Origin of the sequence: Sinorhizobium fredii (assembly GCF_002944405.1) — a bacterium.
Classification (GTDB): Bacteria; Pseudomonadota; Alphaproteobacteria; order Rhizobiales; family Rhizobiaceae; genus Sinorhizobium; species Sinorhizobium fredii_C.
Window position 1 is genome coordinate 1492914 of the sequence record NZ_CP024310.1, and the last position, 14509, is coordinate 1507422.

A 14509-nucleotide genomic window follows, 5' to 3' on the forward strand; every position below is an offset into this window, starting at 1 on the left:
CAGGGCTGCGGGCGGTTTGGCCGCCGCCCGCAGATAAGGATCAGTCGGCGCTATAATCCTTGCCGTACCATTTGGTGGTGAGCGTTGCGAGCGTGCCATCCTTCTTCATCTCGGCGAGGATCTCACCGATCTTCCTGGTCCAGTCCGGATCGACCTTCTCGGCAATCACCACCAGCGGTTCCCTGAAGGCGTATTCGCCATCGAGAACGCGAAGCGGATAGCCGTTCTTGATGGCGTTCATGGCGGTCTGTTCCGGCGCGATGACGGCGTCGAGCCGCACGCCGTTGCCGAGGCGCAGATCGTCGAAGGGCAGCATGGAATCCGCAAAGGTGCGGATCTCGCCGGGCTCGAGCTTGTACTCGACCGGCGGAAGACCGGGTGCGTCGATCTCGAGCTGACGGCGAATGAAGTCCTCGGATGTCGTCGCGGTCTCGACGCCGATGATCTTGCCGTTCAGATCGGCGACGGACTTCGCCGGACTGTCCTTGTGGAGAACATAGACATAGGGGCTGTAGTAATAGATGCCGGCGAAGTCGATCACCTGGGCGCGCGCCTTGGTCGGGGTGACGGAACCGACGCCGAGATCGTAGCGACCCTGCCAGCGGCCGCCGGTCAGCGTTGCCCAGTCGGGCGTCTCGAAGCTGATTTCGACGCCGAGCCGCTTGGCGATCTCCTTCGAAACGTCGATGTCGAAACCGACCATCTCGTTATTGTCGTCGAGATAGCTCTGGGGTGGCCAGCCGCTGTTGGTGGCAACGACCATGGCCTTCTTGTCCATGACCCGTTCGAGCGTTTCGCCCGCCTCGGCGGTGGTCACGAAGGCCCATGCGGCAGCGCCGATGGCGAGCTTGGCAAACAGTTTTCTCACGCAATCCTCCTGTTCAAATCGATCAGTCGAAAGTTCCCGTTTATGTAAGATGTCTGACAACTGAATTTGCAGGAGCCAGAGATCGGCTGTCAAGACCGAAGGGCTGCCTCTACTCATGAAACGAAGTGATGAGACCATGCGTATTGGTGATGGCAGGGCGGGGATGCGCGGCAGACGCCTGTGCCTGAAAGTGGCCCTTACGACGCTGGCCGCCCGTCCCGGATCATCGCGAAATAGTCGTCCAGGCCCACCTGGCCGCCTTTCAGCGCCACCTCAATGTCGTCGATCGACAGGTCGCCGCTGTGGGCGGTGCAGAGCGGCGAACCGGGCGACTGCGGGAGCGGCAGGCGCAAGGTCAGCGCGTCCACCGAAAGCTGCCCCAGCGCGTGGCTCGAGGTGTCGCCGCCGGCGATGACGGCGCGGCGAAGGCCCGCCCGTTTCACCAGTTCCTTGAGGAGCAGGCCGAGCCGCTCGCTGATCCGGTGGCGCGAGCCGTCCTCCAGGCCGATGGCATTGCCGCGATCACTCGAAGGCCCGAGCGCCGTGTAGAATATAACACTCCGCCCCTCCTGCAGAACCCTCAGGCCGCGCGCTATCGCCTCCTCGAGCGCAGCGCCGCTGTCGGCCGCGGCCAGCACGAGCGGATCGACGCCGATGCCGTCAAACCCGTTCTGAAGAGCATGGCGGATCTGGCGCTCGGTGGTCGGCGAGACGCTGCCGGAGACCACGGCAATCCGGTCGACGGGACCGGGAGCCGTGAAGACCGGCGCTTCGCCGATGAGCCCCAGCCTCTGCCACTCGCGGACGAGCGCATATTCCACACCCGAGGAGCCGCAGGCGAACTGGCCGCCGGCACAGCGCTTGCGCCAGAGCTGCCGCCCGACGGCGGCCTGGCTCTCGGCGCCCGCGACATCGAGGAGGACGATGTCCTTCCCCTCGGAGAAGGCGAAATCGGTGACCGCGTCGGCGTCTGCCGATGCGAGCTGGGCGATGTCCACCAGCCCCGTCCTCAGCGACGTCTGCCGCGACAGATGCAGGCGAATGTCTGCCTCATCCATGGGCGTTACCGGATGCCGGCTCATCACCGGATGACGGTCGATGCGGTAGGTCTCGCCGCGAAAGGCGGCGAAGAGATTGCCGAAGCTCGTGTAGCGGCGGATCTCAGGAGCGCCGAGCACCAGCGGCACCGGCGCCTTGCCGAAAATTTCGCGGCCGATCTCGATCGCCTTGCCGATATTGCCGACCGCCGGGCTGGAATCGAAGGTTGAGCAGACCTTGTAATGGGCGATCAGCGCCTGAAGCGACTTCAGCCAGGCGAAGGCCGAGGGGAGATGCTCTGCCATCCAATCCGGTGTCTGGCTGCGGCTGGTGCCGGCAAGGCCGAAAGCACGGCAATGGGCGAAACGTTCGAGCAGCGCCGCCTCCGGGATCTTGAGGAACAGGGCCGTTTCGACGCCATGCGAGGAGAGCGCCTCCATGACGTCGGTGGAGCCGGTCAGGTCGTCGCCGTAGTAGCTCAGCAATGGTGTCTGCATGCGCGCCCTCCGTGGATCATCGATGTGTTCAGGCGCCCTTGCCGCCGGAAAATTTTTCGAGGGACTGCGCGAGTTCCGGATGGTCTTTGGCATAGTCGGCTAGCGGGATACCGGCGACCGCCGCCTCCCAGGCCTGGCGCACCGCCCTGACGCCGGCGCCGGCGCCGCCCGGATGGCTGACGATGCCGCCGCCGCAGAGATAAAGCAGATCGGTCGAGCCGCCGGTACGGGCATAGGTCTCAGGCGCCTGGCCGCCCCACTGGCCGGAGCCGACGACCGGCAACGGGCAATCCCGCCCGGAAAAGAGCGGCGTGCTGACCGCCTTGAACGATTTGACGAAGCTCTCGTCCGGCTCCCAATACTTGACGCGGATGCCGTTGATCTGGAACTGGTCGACGCCGATCAATCGCCAGAATTGCTGCCAGACCGAAAATTCCATCCCAAGGCCGCCGTGGCGGGTGTGGATATCCCAGCCGTTCCGATGCGCATGAAGAACGATCCCGGAGCGCTTGCGCAGGAAGGCAACGCCGCCCATGCCGATCGAATTGATGTTTACGACGCCGGCGTTGCCGCCCGCCTGAACGACGAGGTCATGGTTGCGCATCATCTCGTCGGGATCGGTGTGCGAAATGCCGAAGGCGTACATGACCTTCTTGCCGGTCTTCTGCTCGTGGTCGAGGATGCGCGGCATGATCGCGGCGACCCGCTCCTTCAGCGGCGAATAGGCCGGGCTCATCAGCTTCTCGTCGTCCTTGACGAAATCGACGCCGGAGGACACGAGGTCGCCCACCAGCTCCGCCGTCTCCTCCGGCCTGAGACCCAAGGCGGGCTTGACGATGGTGCCGATGATCGGGCGCTTGTCAACGCCGGTCAGCCGGCGGCTGCCGGCGACGCCGAACTGCGGCCCGGGATGGGCGGCAGCAAATTCCGGCGGCAGTTTCAGGTCGACGACGCGGATGCCGGTCATCCCCTTGATCGAATAGACGCCGCCGATCGCGATTGTCATGAGCGCGGCGAGATCCGTGCCGATCGCATCGAGCGGAAAGGCGATCTCCGCCTCGGCCCGGTTGAAACGCTGTGCCCCGCCGCCCTCCTCCGGCCAGGCGGGCCGGTCGGCCGGCTCCAGATGCCTGATGGCGACGACCCGAGCCGCGACGCGCGCCTTCAGCTCCTCGGTTTCGCCCGGCACCGGCACGAAGGTTCCGGTCGACTGATCGCTGGCAATCTTTGCCGCCATCGCCTCGACGTCGCCGGGTGTCTCGATGCGGTAGGTGATGCGGATCACGGCGGTTTGCCCCTCATGAAAATCAGTGGCCTCGTTCCCTCAACTGGTATAATGAGTATCTGAGCTGCGCAAGCGAAATCGCGTGAGCCGGCCGGTGAGGGCGAGATTTCCTCGCCACGGAAAACGTGCATATAGAGGGACGAGCGAGAATAGCGGTGGAGTTCACATGGCGATTCAATCAGAACCTATCGTCCGCAGGAAGCTTTCCGACGAGGTCTTCGCCCGGCTGAAGGCGCTGATCGAAACCGGCGAATTGCAGCCCGGCGACGAGATGCCGTCGGAGCGGATGCTGATGGAGCGTTTTCAGGTCGGCCGCCCGGCCATTCGCGAAGCCATGCAGACGCTTGCCAATATGGGGCTGATTGAGATTTCGCATGGCGAGCGCGCCAGGGTGCTGCAGCCGACGGCGCAATCGCTCCTGAGGCAGGTGGACGTCGCCGCCAAGATCATGCTTTCGGCGTCCTCGGACTCGCTCGAGCACCTGAAGAACGCGCGAATCTTCTTCGAGCGCGGCATGGTGCGCGAGGCCGCAAGCCGCGCTACGACGGCTGATGTCGCCGCGCTCGAGGAGATCTTGAAGCGCCAGCGCGCCGCGCTTGGCAATTCCGACTCCTTCATCGCCGCCGACATGGCCTTCCACGGCCGCATCGCTGAGATCTCCGGCAATCCGATCTTCAGTGCCGTGAGCGAAGCGATGCTCGGCTGGCTCAAGGAATATCATACGGAAATGCTGATCTGGACCGGCAGGGAGAACGTGACGCTCTCCGAGCATGCGGAGATCATCGACTGCATCCAGCGCGGCAAGCCTGATGAGGCCGAGCAGTCGATGATCAAGCATCTCGAGCGTTCGCGGGCGCTTTATGCGCCGAAGGGCAAATAGATTACGCTTGGGAGCGCTCTACCCCCTGTGGCCTGCCGCAGTGGCAAACCGATTAGAGAATTTCGATCCGGGCGACCGCATAGGCCGGGAGCACAACGTCAGCACTTTCATGCGGCCTCGCCTCAGGCTCTCTTGCGCCGTTGCGGAGCCAGCCTTCGTCCAAGAGGAGGAGGCTCCGCCTCCCCGGCTCGGCGAGCGTCACCGTCTGCGGATTGGGGGTGAGATTGGCAAGCAGCAAGGTGATCGTACCATCGAGTTCGGCGCCGAGCCCTAGAACCCGATCCGCCACGCAGGTCTCGATGGCGATGCCCTCGCCCCCAGAAAGCTCGGCAAGCCAGCGCAACACATAGAACAGCGGCCTCGGGGAGCCCTCCTTGACCGGCTCGCCCGGCCCGGCCACCAGCCCAAACGGACCGGCAAGCGTCGAAAGCGTCAGCACCTCGACTTCCGCCTCCGCCACGGTCGCCGCATAGGCGAGCGTCCAGGCGGCGCCGAAGAGCGCATTGTGACGCGGATCGCGGTTGGCCATGGCGATACGCTTGCCGGACGGATTGTCCTTTGTCTGGCTGCCATAAGGGTTCTGGCGCATGGCGATGGTGGAAGGGCCGATGCGGTAGGGCTTGTCGCCATAGATCACCCGCACCGAGCGCGTCACGTCGCGGAGCGCTTCGAAGGTCTGCATGACGCTGAGATCATCGGCAGCGTGGACGATCGGATTGGTGCAATGTGTCACATAGGCGAGCCGATTGGCCGGCGCGCGCTTGCGGTTGAGCTCGGTGAAATAGCTGAACATGCCGCCCCCGAGCGGCACGCCGGGAAAAGCTCTTTGCGCAGCCTGATAGACATCTTCGAGCGGCGGGCATTCCGGCCAGGCGCTGCCCGGCGGCGTCGATTGGCGGTCGACCGATGGCGACACGGCAAGGCTTGCGAGCCTCAGTCCACTGTCACGCACCATCCGGGCGATCTCGCCCAGCTCGTCATCCAACGGGCGTCGGCAAGGAACGAAGCATTCTAGCGTCACCGCTGCGCCGGATGTATCGGCCATCTGCCGGAAGTGCCTCAGCGCCGCGGCGCCATGGCCGGCACCCGGATCGAAATGGCAGATCAGATGCCGCGCACCCAGCACGCGGATCAGTCCGGCTTCGAGAAGCTCATCGCCCGCCTCGTCGGGTCGAAGCCCGATACCGATTGCCGGCAACTTGCCTTGATCGCGCCTCAGCGAAATTTCGATCGGGACCGGCTTTGTAGCGACCACCGCAACGGCATCGAGCTGGCGGATCGATAACCGAACGGCCTGGTGAACCGTCTCCCCGGCTTTCAGCACATAGGGCCAGGGAAGCGCCAGCGGCCGCACATAGATTTTGTAGGAGCCGTCGGTCCAGTTGCGCTGGTCCTCCATTTCGAAGACGTCGCCGATCATGCGGCACTCGGCCTCGATGCCGGGCATCACCTCATAGGTAATCGCGGCGATATCCTTGAACGGCTGCCAGGGCTCGATCAGATCGGGGAAGACCGAACGCTCGACGGAACCATCGCCATGCTCGACCGTGACTGCCCGGCCGGCGACGCCGACGATCGGATGCAGGATCGCAAAGCCGGCGCGCGCCGTTTCGAAATTGCGATCCGGCGTGTAACGCGCATCGAAGATGAGCGCGTCGGGGAAGACTTCGATGGTCGACCGACAGTCAAGCACCGCGCCGTTGGGAGCCTGGAACCGGGCGTCGTAACGGACGATGGTCGCCGCCTCTTCCTCTTCGACGGTCAGGCCGGTGATCGCGGCCTCACATGTCCCCCAGTCGCGGTCGCGCACGAGAAAGGATATCGCCCGCAGCACCTCCTTGCCGGAAAAACGGATCATGCGCAGATTGCCGCCGACGAGCTCGGCGCTGAGCCGGCCTGCTTCGAGGCGCCGCGGCACCGGCTCCGGCTCTTCCGTCCCGAAGAGGAGAAAGATGCGGGAAGCCGTCATCCGAGGAAATCCTCGACCGGCACGGTCTTGCCCTTGGCGGCGCTGCGATAAGATGCCTCGACCAACGCAAAGGTCTTGAGATTGTCCCTTCCTGAGGTCTCCGGTTCGCGGCCGGCGCGCAGGCAGTCGACGAAGTGCTGCTGGATCAGGCTGACGCTCTCCTGGATATTGTGCCAGGGCGCCGAGGCCCAGGGGAGAAGGCGCGGCTCGACATCCGTCACCTTCGTCCCCTCGCGCGAATGAACAGAAAGACGGTAGCCCTGCGAGAGCCGCAGCGTCCCCTTGCTGCCGTCGACTTCCAGCATGGTTTCGGGAAAAGGCTCGACCGGCAGCCTGGTGGCGTAGCTGCAATCGACGATCGACGTGACGCCGCCGCGATGGTCGAGCATCATCGTCGCGACGTCCTCGCCGACGATCTTCGGATTGACGCGGCGTGTGCGGGCGGTCACCGACGCCGCATCGCCAAAGAGGTAGCGCGCGATGTCGAGCGCGTGGATGCCGAGGTCCTCGATGATGAAGCGCTTGCCGGTCGCGAGATATGGCTGGCCGGAATAGACGTCATAAGCCGACCGGAAGCTCACCCGACCCCAGAACACCTCGCCGATTACGCCGCTGTCGATTGCGGCCCTGGCGGCCCGGATCGGCGACTGCCAGCGGAAATTCTCGTGCACCATCATAGGCACGCCCGTCGCGGCACAGGCGGCGACCATCGCCTTGGCGTCTTCCATCGTCGGCGCGATCGGCTTTTGGCAGATCGTCGGAATGCCGTTCAGCGCTGCAATCTCGACCAGCGGCCGGTGGCTTCTGACGGTCGTCGCAATATCGACGAAATCAAAGCCGCCATCGGCAAACAGATCCTCGGCCGAAGTATAGCGCCGCGTGACGCCGAACTCTTCGCCGACCGCCCTAAGCCGTGCCGGATCGCGGTCGCAGATGGCGACGATCCGCGCCCCCTCGGTGTCGCGCCAGCCATGCATCTGGTTGACCGCGAAAAACCCGCAGCCGATCAGGGCGCCCTTCAGAATTGCCATTCAGTCAACCTTTCTTCGCAAGCTGCATCAGCGTCACCTGCTGCTGCAGCCGGCGTTGCGCCTGGTCCACCACGACCGCGACGATGATGACAATGCCCTTGATGACCATCTGCCAGAAGGACGAGATGCCCATCATGACGAGGCCATCGGACAGGATGCCGATGACGAAGGCACCGATGATGGTGCCGCCGATCGTGCCGCGGCCGCCGGACATGGAGGTGCCGCCAAGAACGGCTGCGGCGATGGCGTTGAGCTCGAAGGAATTGCCTGTCGCAGGATGCGAGGCCATCAGTTCCGAGGAAATAACCAGGCCGACGATCGCCGCGCAGAAGCCGGAGAACATATAGACGAATATCTTCACGCGATCGACGCGGATGCCGGACATGCGGGCGGCCCGCTCGTTGCCGCCGACCGCGAAGATGTGGCGGCCGATCGGCGTGTACTTGGCGACGTAAGCGGCGGCGAGCGCCACGACGATGAGGATCCAGATCGACACCGGCAGGCCGAGAAGCCGGCCGGAGCCCAAGAAGGCGAAGCCGGTCGTCGACAGTTCCGGCTTGCCGACGAGGTTCGGGAAGGTCTGGCCGTCGGAGGAAAGCAGCGCGAAACCGCGCGCCACATAAAGCGTGCCGAGCGTTGCGATGAACGGCGCGACGTTCAGCTTGGTGATCAGCAGGCCGTTGATCGCACCGATCAGGATGCCGACGGCGAGCGTGATCAGACACACCTCGAAGACATTGAAATAAATCGTGTAGCCGAACTGCAGGTCGATGCCGTTGAGGATCAGCCCGCCGGCCACCATGCCGCAGAGCCCGACGATCGACCCGACGGAGAGGTCGATGCCGCCGGTGATGATCACGAAGGTCATGCCCATGGCGAGGAAGGCATTGAGCGCCACGTGCTTTGACATCAGGATAAGGTTGGCGGTCGACAGGAAGTTCGGCGCGAAGACCGAGAAGAAGGCGATCACCGCGAAGAGCGCGATGAACGTCCTGAGCTTCATTAGCGTCAGCAGCAGAGAGCCGTTCGGAGCTTCCGCAGCGTTGGTGGTGGTCGTTGCCGCTGTCATCAGGCGTGTTCCCTTGTCGTCTTGTGGCCTTCGGCCGAAGCCTTCACGATCAACTCTTCCGTCGCCTCGGCGCGGTCGATGACAGTGACGAGCCGTCCATTGCTCATGACGGCGATGCGGTCGGAGAGCGCCATCACCTCTTCGAGGTCGGAGGTGGAAAACAGGATCGCCAGACCCTCGCCTGCCAGCCGCCGCATGGTGCGGAAGACGTCCGCCTTGGCCCCGACGTCGATGCCGCGGCTCGGCTCGTCCATCATAAGCACCTTCGGCCGGGTCATCAGCGCCTTTCCGATGACCACCTTCTGCTGGTTGCCGCCCGACATCGACGTGACCTCGAAATCGGGATTGGGCGCCTTGATGGAAAGATCGCCGATGGCCGCCTTGATCGCCGCCCGCTCCTTGTCGCCGACGATATGGAAGCCGAAGCGCAGGAAGCGCTCAAGGCTCGCCAGTGTCAGATTGCTGGCGATCGACAGCGCCTGCACCAGCCCTTCGCGCTGGCGGTCCTCCGGGATTAACGCCAGGCCGCGCCGGATCCGGTCGGAAGTATCGCATGTGGAAACATCGGCGCCGCCGACATGGACGCGTCCGGTCGAATGCGGATGCTGGCCGATGACGCATTCGAAGAATTCGCTTCGGCCGGCACCCATCAGCCCGTAGATGCCGAGCACTTCACCGGCCCGCACCGAGATCGACATATGGTCGACGGCAAGGCCGCCGGTGCGGCGCGGCAGGCAGATGTCCTCGGCGCGGAAAACGTCTTCACCGAGGCGGTGATCGACCGACTTGGCGAAATCCTTCGCGTCCGAACCGATCATCGAGCGGACGATCCACTTCGTGTCGATGTCCCTGACCATGGCATGACCGGTGATCTGGCCATCGCGCAAGACCGTGATGTAATCGCCGATCCGCATCAGCTCTTCGAGGCGGTGGGAGATATAGACGATCGCCACCCCTTGCGCCTTCAATTCGCGGATGACCTTGAAGAGCACATCGACCTCGGCCGCCGAAAGCGCCGAGGTCGGCTCGTCAAGAATGAGGATACGGGTATCGAGCGAGATCGCCTTGGCGATTTCCACCAGCTGCTGCTGACCGATCGGCAGGTCTTCGACGAACGTCTCGGCATCGATGCCCGCATCGAGCCGATCGAGGAACTCGGTGGCTTTCGCGACCTGGGCACGATGATCGATGCCACGCAGGCCGCGCCTGATTTCGCGCGTAGCGAAGATGTTTTCGGCGACCGAGAGATTGCCGAAGAGATTAAGTTCCTGGAACACCATGCCGATGCCGTGGCGCTGGGCATCGCCGGGCGAGTGGAATTCGACCTCCTCGCCGTCGAGCAGGATGCGGCCGAGCGACGGCTTTTCGACGCCGGCGATGATGCGCATCAGCGTCGACTTGCCGGCGCCGTTCTCGCCGACGAGCACGTTCACCGCCCCGCGCCTGAGCGCCAGGTTGGCGTGGCGCACGGCGACGATACCGGAATAGACCTTGGTGACGTCCTCGAGGCGCAGAACGCAATCGTCGTTCTCGGGCGGGTGCAAGCTCATCCACTCACCGTCAGCTGCGCCGGCACGAACGACGGCAGCTGCCCCTTGGCGGGCTGCGGATAGGCGCCGATCGCCTCGAGCTTCCTGCCGACGAGCTGATCGCGCGTGAGCTTTTCGAGCACAAGGCCGTTCACATGTGTGTTGAAGGCCTTGCCGTACTGGGCCCACTCGATCTGGTTCTTGAATTCGTTGAAGTTGACGAAGTCGAGGCTGTCGCGGATCGCCGTGCCGCGGATCGCCGGGCCGATCTGGACACGCGCATCCGCCTTGCCGTCGCCATCGGCGTCAACCTCCACATAGGCCGAGCGCGATTTCGTCTCCGCCTTGATGATGGTGCCCGAAAGCCGCGCGGCGAAGGTCCAGGGGCTGCTTCCCTGCTTCTCCTTATGTCCGTATTTGGCGCCGGCCGCATCTGCGTCGCTTGCCGCGAGCGAGGCGACCTCCGAGAACGGCCCCGCTTTCCTGTCGAGATAGGGCACGACCTTGCTGTCCCATATCTCAGCGACCATCCGATCCGGATCGAAGCCGCCGGAAGCGGATTGCGCCGTCTCTTCGGCCGTCGGCGTCCTGATGATCTTGCAGCCCGCGAGAGCCATCATCACCGCAAGGAATATGACGGACGCGCCCCTTGTACTTGGCATCGAAAGCTACTCCATAGCCCCTGCGACGCGGCTGGACCGCGTCGCAGGTCAGGAAGAGGGTCAATTGGTGAGCGCGAAGGTTTCGAGCTGGTCGGCGTTCTCGCTGTTGATCAGTACGCAGTCCATCAGCTGCTTTTCTTCCGCCGGCTTCTTGCCGGTGGTGATGAACTCATGCGCCTGCTGGACCGCCATCTGCGCCTGGGCGTAAGCCGGCTGCAGCACGGTCGCCTTGATGCCGCCGGACTTGATCGAGTCGCGCACGTCGTTGGAGCCGTCGAAGCCGACGACGATGACGTCCTTGCGGCCGGCGGCCTGCAGCGCGGCGATCGCGCCCATGGCCATCGTGTCGTTGCCGGAGATGACGCCCTTGATGTCGGGATTGGCCTGCAGGATGGTTTCCATCTTGCTGTAGGCCTCGGTCTGGCTCCAGTTTGCCGATTGCTGCGCCACCATCTTCAGCTCCGGATATTCGTCGATGACATCGTGGTAGCCCTTCGAGCGGATGCCGGCATTGAGATCGGATTCGCGGCCGAGCAGTTCGACATAGTTGCCGGATTCGCCCATCAGCCTGACGAATTCCTCGGCGCCGAGCTGGGCACCCTGATAGTTGTTGGAGACGATCTGCGAGACGGCAACGCCGGTGGCGTTGATTTCTCGGTCGATCAGGAAGGACGGCACGCCGGCATCCTTGGCCTTCTGTACGGCGGCTATCGAGGCTTCCGAGCCGGCATTGTCGAGGATGATCGCCTTGGCACCGCGGCCGATCGCCGTGTCGATCAGCTGCGATTGCTTGTTGGCGTCGTCGTCATGGACGAGCACGAGCGTCTCGTAGCCGAGCTCCTTTGCCTTTGTTTCGGCGCCGACCGCCTCGGCCTTGAAGAACGGGTTGTCATGCGACGGCGTGATGATCGCGATGAGGTCGGCCGCGTAGGCCGGAATGGCGGACCCTGCCGCCAGGAAGGCCGCAAAGGCGGCCACGGTCATTCTGCGTGTCAGTTTCATCGGTTCTTCCTCCCAGGTTGAAAACGGCCGGAGTTGCCCTCCGGTTTCTGCAGATCAGGTGATGCGACGGATGCTGTCGGCGATTTCCTGCGGCTCGAAGACGCGCTTCCAGTCATCGCGCATCAGCATCGGCTTGCCGAACTCGATCGCCTTGTTGCAGGCATCGGAGAACACGCCCTCGACCTCTTCGAAGATCACGGCGCCGAGCACGTTCATGTGGCCGAGCAAGAAGTCGCGCGCCGCCTCTTTCGGCACGCCGCGGGCGACGCATTCGTCCATCGCCTCGCGCATGACGACGAGCAGCGAGGCACAGACCGTTTCCGACAGGCCGGGCTCGAGCAGCGCCATCTGCTCGACGGTGACGCGATGCGAGCGCATCACCGGCGCCCAGATGATCCTGGCGATCTCCTCGCCCTTGGCGTAATCCGCCTCCGGTCCCTGCATCAGCGCCGAGACGATGTGCTGCTTGGCGGCAATGCCGCCGAAATGATCCTTGCGTGCCGCAAGCTCGGTCTCGTCGTTGAAGATCGGCGGATGGCAGGGGTGAGTGACAAAATAGGTGAGGTCATCGCGCCGCGGCAGATGACCGGCAAAGGGTGCGGCCGCGTCGAGGACGACGAGCATCGTACCTGGCTTTAGCCTCTCGGCGATGCCGGCCGCCACCTTGCCGATCGCCGTGTCCGGCACCGCAAGGATTATGACTTCCGCACCGTCGAGAGCAGTATCGAGAGAGACCGTCTCGAGCCCCACCTCCCTTGCCAGCCGCGCTTTGCCGATCTCGCTCACCTCGACGTGACGCACGTCGAAGCGCGATCCCTTCAGGTTCTTGGCCAGTCGGCAGCCCATCTTGCCGCCGGCACCCAACAAGGCAATCGAAGTCATCTATATCTCCCGCATCATGTTGCCGAAGCGATAACGCAGCTGGTATGATGAGTCAATGAGCATATCAGCGGAAATATTTACCTGCCCTTGCAATTCTTGCCTAATCCTGCAGGACTCAAATGAATGTGATAACGAAATGATTTGACATCCGCCGCAAGAGAGGCGACAGACCGCCCATGAAAGAGGCCATCAGTCAGCGACAGCGCCTACGCGAGGAAACCGCGCCGCTTCGTCGGCGCATCCTCGACGAGCTGGCGCAGCTCCCCTGGGATGGTCTGCGCTACAGCCACACAATCCCCGGGCTTTCGCTTTATCGGGTCGTCGAGCCAGCCGGGCCCTTCTCCGCCGTCTATGAGCCTAGCCTTTCGCTGATCATCCAGGGAAGCAAGCGCGTTCATGTCGGCAACCAGACCCTCCTTTACGACGAGTCCTGCTTTTTCCTGACGGCTCTGGGGCTTCCGGCGACCGGGCAGATCTGCGAGGCGAGCCTTGACGAGCCCTATGTTGCGGCGTCGCTCCGGCTCGACCTCGAGAAGCTTCGCCGGATCATCACCGATCACGACCTGCACCCGGTGGGGCCACCGGAACGCGACCTTGTCGGCGTCGCCGTCGGCGCCGCGACGCCGGAGCTGTTTGACGCCTTTCTGAGGCTGATTTCGCTTGCGAAGGCTGCGGTGGACATCCCATTCCTGTCCAATCACATCCATAACGAAATCCTCTACCGGCTGCTCACCGGCGAGCAAGGCGCGCGGCTCAGGCGCTTTGCCCTTGCCGGCACCAACAGCAACCGCGTCGCCCGGGCGATCGCCTGGCTCAAGGAGAACTACGCCCGACCGCTGCGCGTCGAAGATCTAGCGGAGGTCGCCAATATGGGCGTATCGACGCTGCACCACCATTTTCGCGCCATGACCGCCATGAGCCCGCTGCAGTTCCAGAAGCATCTGCGCCTGCACCATGCGCGGGAACTGATGCTGTCGCAATCGCTCGACGCGGCAACCGCCGCGCTCAGGGTTGGATATGAGAGCCCGACCCAGTTCAGCCGTGAATATCGGCGCGCCTTCGGCCACCCGCCGCTGCGCGATATCAAGGCAATCCTGAACTCCAACGACGCTGCCAGCCGAGATTCGATCGGCTAGCGCCGCAGAGGCGCAGACGGCCGATGATCACGATCTCGTCACCGCGACAGGAATAGGCAATAATCCGACAGGATCGAATCTACCGGGCGAAAGGCCGGTCTTCTAAGGTGCGGCCGCAGTCTGGCGAATGGCTGCGGCGCGCGGGCAGGCATATCTGCACCTATTTTGAGGCCCCCGCGCCTCAACGCGAGGAGAACACCATGGCAATTGTGACTATCAACGGCGTCGAGCACTCGGTCGACGCCGCGGCGGATATGCCGCTTCTTTGGGTGATCCGTGATCTGGTCGGGCTGACGGGCACGAAATTCGGCTGCGGCATGGCTCAATGCGGTGCTTGCACCGTCTATGTCGATGGTTCGCCGGTCCGCTCCTGTCAGACATTCATCGGCGACATCGAAGGGGCTAAGGTCACCACCATCGAGGGCCTGAAGGGCAAGGTCGCCGAAACGGTCCAGTCCGTCTGGGCCGATCTCGACGTTCCGCAATGCGGCTACTGTCAGTCCGGCCAGATCATGTCGGCAACGGACCTGTTGGCCAACAACCCGAAGCCAAGCGACGAAGACATCGACGCCGCCATGTCGGGCAATCTCTGTCGTTGTGCCACCTACCATCGAATCCGTGCCGGCATTCACGAAGCCGCAAAGCGCCTGGAGGCCTGAGA

13 protein-coding genes are annotated in these 14509 nt (G+C 63.7%); 3 read left to right on the plus strand and 10 right to left on the minus strand.

Annotated elements, in window-relative coordinates; genetic code table 11:
* Positions 1-40: 40 nt before the first annotated feature.
* From NXT3_RS30580 to oiaX, 3 genes are all read right to left on the minus strand, one after another.
* Entirely contained in the window at positions 41-868 is an 828-nt protein-coding gene (locus NXT3_RS30580; protein WP_097527457.1) for a transporter substrate-binding domain-containing protein, read from the minus strand.
* A 197-nt stretch (positions 869-1065) separates the two neighbouring features.
* On the minus strand, positions 1066-2403 hold the full coding sequence (locus NXT3_RS30585) for a four-carbon acid sugar kinase family protein (protein WP_104841305.1): 1338 nt from the start codon (positions 2401-2403) through the stop codon (positions 1066-1068).
* 28 nt (positions 2404-2431) lie between these two features.
* Positions 2432-3688 (minus strand): 3-oxo-isoapionate-4-phosphate decarboxylase OiaX, encoded by a 1257-nt coding sequence (gene oiaX / locus NXT3_RS30590; protein ID WP_104841306.1) that lies wholly within the window; start codon positions 3686-3688, stop codon positions 2432-2434.
* 166 nt (positions 3689-3854) lie between these two features.
* Here oiaX and NXT3_RS30595 point away from each other — a divergent pair, with 166 nt between their 5' ends.
* Positions 3855-4568 (plus strand): transcriptional regulator NanR, encoded by a 714-nt coding sequence (locus tag NXT3_RS30595; RefSeq protein ID WP_037415969.1) that lies wholly within the window; start codon positions 3855-3857, stop codon positions 4566-4568.
* A gap of 52 nt (positions 4569-4620) precedes the next feature.
* On the opposite strand, the gene apnL is transcribed toward NXT3_RS30595, so the two are convergent.
* From apnL to NXT3_RS30630, 7 genes are read right to left on the minus strand one after another with little or no spacing between them, the layout of a single operon-like run.
* Positions 4621-6537: a D-apionate lactonase gene (gene apnL, locus NXT3_RS30600; RefSeq protein ID WP_097527454.1), complete on the minus strand. Its 1917-nt coding sequence runs from the start codon at positions 6535-6537 to the stop codon at positions 4621-4623.
* The gene (locus tag NXT3_RS30605) at positions 6534-7568 is read right to left on the minus strand and encodes a Gfo/Idh/MocA family protein (protein ID WP_104841307.1); all 1035 of its coding nucleotides are present in this window, start codon (positions 7566-7568) and stop codon (positions 6534-6536) included. The genes apnL and NXT3_RS30605 overlap by 4 nt, the downstream gene beginning before the upstream one ends.
* 4 nt (positions 7569-7572) lie before the next feature.
* Positions 7573-8637 carry an ABC transporter permease gene (locus NXT3_RS30610; RefSeq protein ID WP_037415961.1) on the minus strand — a complete coding sequence of 355 codons (1065 nt, stop codon included), beginning with the start codon at positions 8635-8637 and terminating at the stop codon, positions 7573-7575.
* Positions 8637-10187: a sugar ABC transporter ATP-binding protein gene (locus NXT3_RS30615; RefSeq protein WP_097527452.1), complete on the minus strand. Its 1551-nt coding sequence runs from the start codon at positions 10185-10187 to the stop codon at positions 8637-8639. Before NXT3_RS30615 ends, NXT3_RS30610 begins: the two co-directional genes overlap by 1 nt.
* On the minus strand, positions 10184-10828 hold the full coding sequence (locus NXT3_RS30620) for a DUF2291 family protein (protein WP_097527451.1): 645 nt from the start codon (positions 10826-10828) through the stop codon (positions 10184-10186). The genes NXT3_RS30615 and NXT3_RS30620 overlap by 4 nt, the downstream gene beginning before the upstream one ends.
* A 60-nt stretch (positions 10829-10888) precedes the next feature.
* Complete coding sequence (locus tag NXT3_RS30625) at positions 10889-11830, minus strand: D-ribose ABC transporter substrate-binding protein (protein WP_097527450.1); 942 nt, start codon at positions 11828-11830, stop codon at positions 10889-10891.
* A gap of 54 nt (positions 11831-11884) precedes the next feature.
* Complete coding sequence (locus NXT3_RS30630; RefSeq protein WP_104841308.1) at positions 11885-12712, minus strand: phosphogluconate dehydrogenase C-terminal domain-containing protein; 828 nt, start codon at positions 12710-12712, stop codon at positions 11885-11887.
* Between the two features lie 176 nt (positions 12713-12888).
* Here NXT3_RS30630 and NXT3_RS30635 point away from each other — a divergent pair, with 176 nt between their 5' ends.
* Together NXT3_RS30635 and NXT3_RS30640 are read left to right on the plus strand one after the other, a co-directional pair.
* Entirely contained in the window at positions 12889-13848 is a 960-nt protein-coding gene (locus NXT3_RS30635) for an AraC family transcriptional regulator (protein WP_097527449.1), read from the plus strand.
* 200 nt (positions 13849-14048) lie between these two features.
* Complete coding sequence (locus NXT3_RS30640; RefSeq protein ID WP_097527448.1) at positions 14049-14507, plus strand: (2Fe-2S)-binding protein; 459 nt, start codon at positions 14049-14051, stop codon at positions 14505-14507.
* The last annotated feature ends 2 nt before the right edge of the window (positions 14508-14509 follow it).

Excerpts from the sequence above, each read along its gene's own strand:
- NXT3_RS30625 (WP_097527450.1), bottom strand. The coding sequence starts at position 11,830 with ATGAAACTGACACGCAGAATGACCGTGGCCGCCTTTGCGGCCTTCCTG.
- NXT3_RS30635 (WP_097527449.1), top strand. The coding sequence starts at position 12,889 with ATGAAAGAGGCCATCAGTCAGCGACAGCGCCTACGCGAGGAAACCGCG.
- NXT3_RS30640 (WP_097527448.1), top strand. The coding sequence starts at position 14,049 with ATGGCAATTGTGACTATCAACGGCGTCGAGCACTCGGTCGACGCCGCG.
- NXT3_RS30605 (WP_104841307.1), bottom strand. The coding sequence starts at position 7,568 with ATGGCAATTCTGAAGGGCGCCCTGATCGGCTGCGGGTTTTTCGCGGTC.
- NXT3_RS30585 (WP_104841305.1), bottom strand. The coding sequence starts at position 2,403 with ATGCAGACACCATTGCTGAGCTACTACGGCGACGACCTGACCGGCTCC.
- apnL (WP_097527454.1), bottom strand. The coding sequence starts at position 6,537 with ATGACGGCTTCCCGCATCTTTCTCCTCTTCGGGACGGAAGAGCCGGAG.
- NXT3_RS30620 (WP_097527451.1), bottom strand. The coding sequence starts at position 10,828 with ATGCCAAGTACAAGGGGCGCGTCCGTCATATTCCTTGCGGTGATGATG.
- NXT3_RS30610 (WP_037415961.1), bottom strand. The coding sequence starts at position 8,637 with ATGACAGCGGCAACGACCACCACCAACGCTGCGGAAGCTCCGAACGGC.
- NXT3_RS30595 (WP_037415969.1), top strand. The coding sequence starts at position 3,855 with ATGGCGATTCAATCAGAACCTATCGTCCGCAGGAAGCTTTCCGACGAG.
- NXT3_RS30615 (WP_097527452.1), bottom strand. The coding sequence starts at position 10,187 with ATGAGCTTGCACCCGCCCGAGAACGACGATTGCGTTCTGCGCCTCGAG.
- NXT3_RS30630 (WP_104841308.1), bottom strand. The coding sequence starts at position 12,712 with ATGACTTCGATTGCCTTGTTGGGTGCCGGCGGCAAGATGGGCTGCCGA.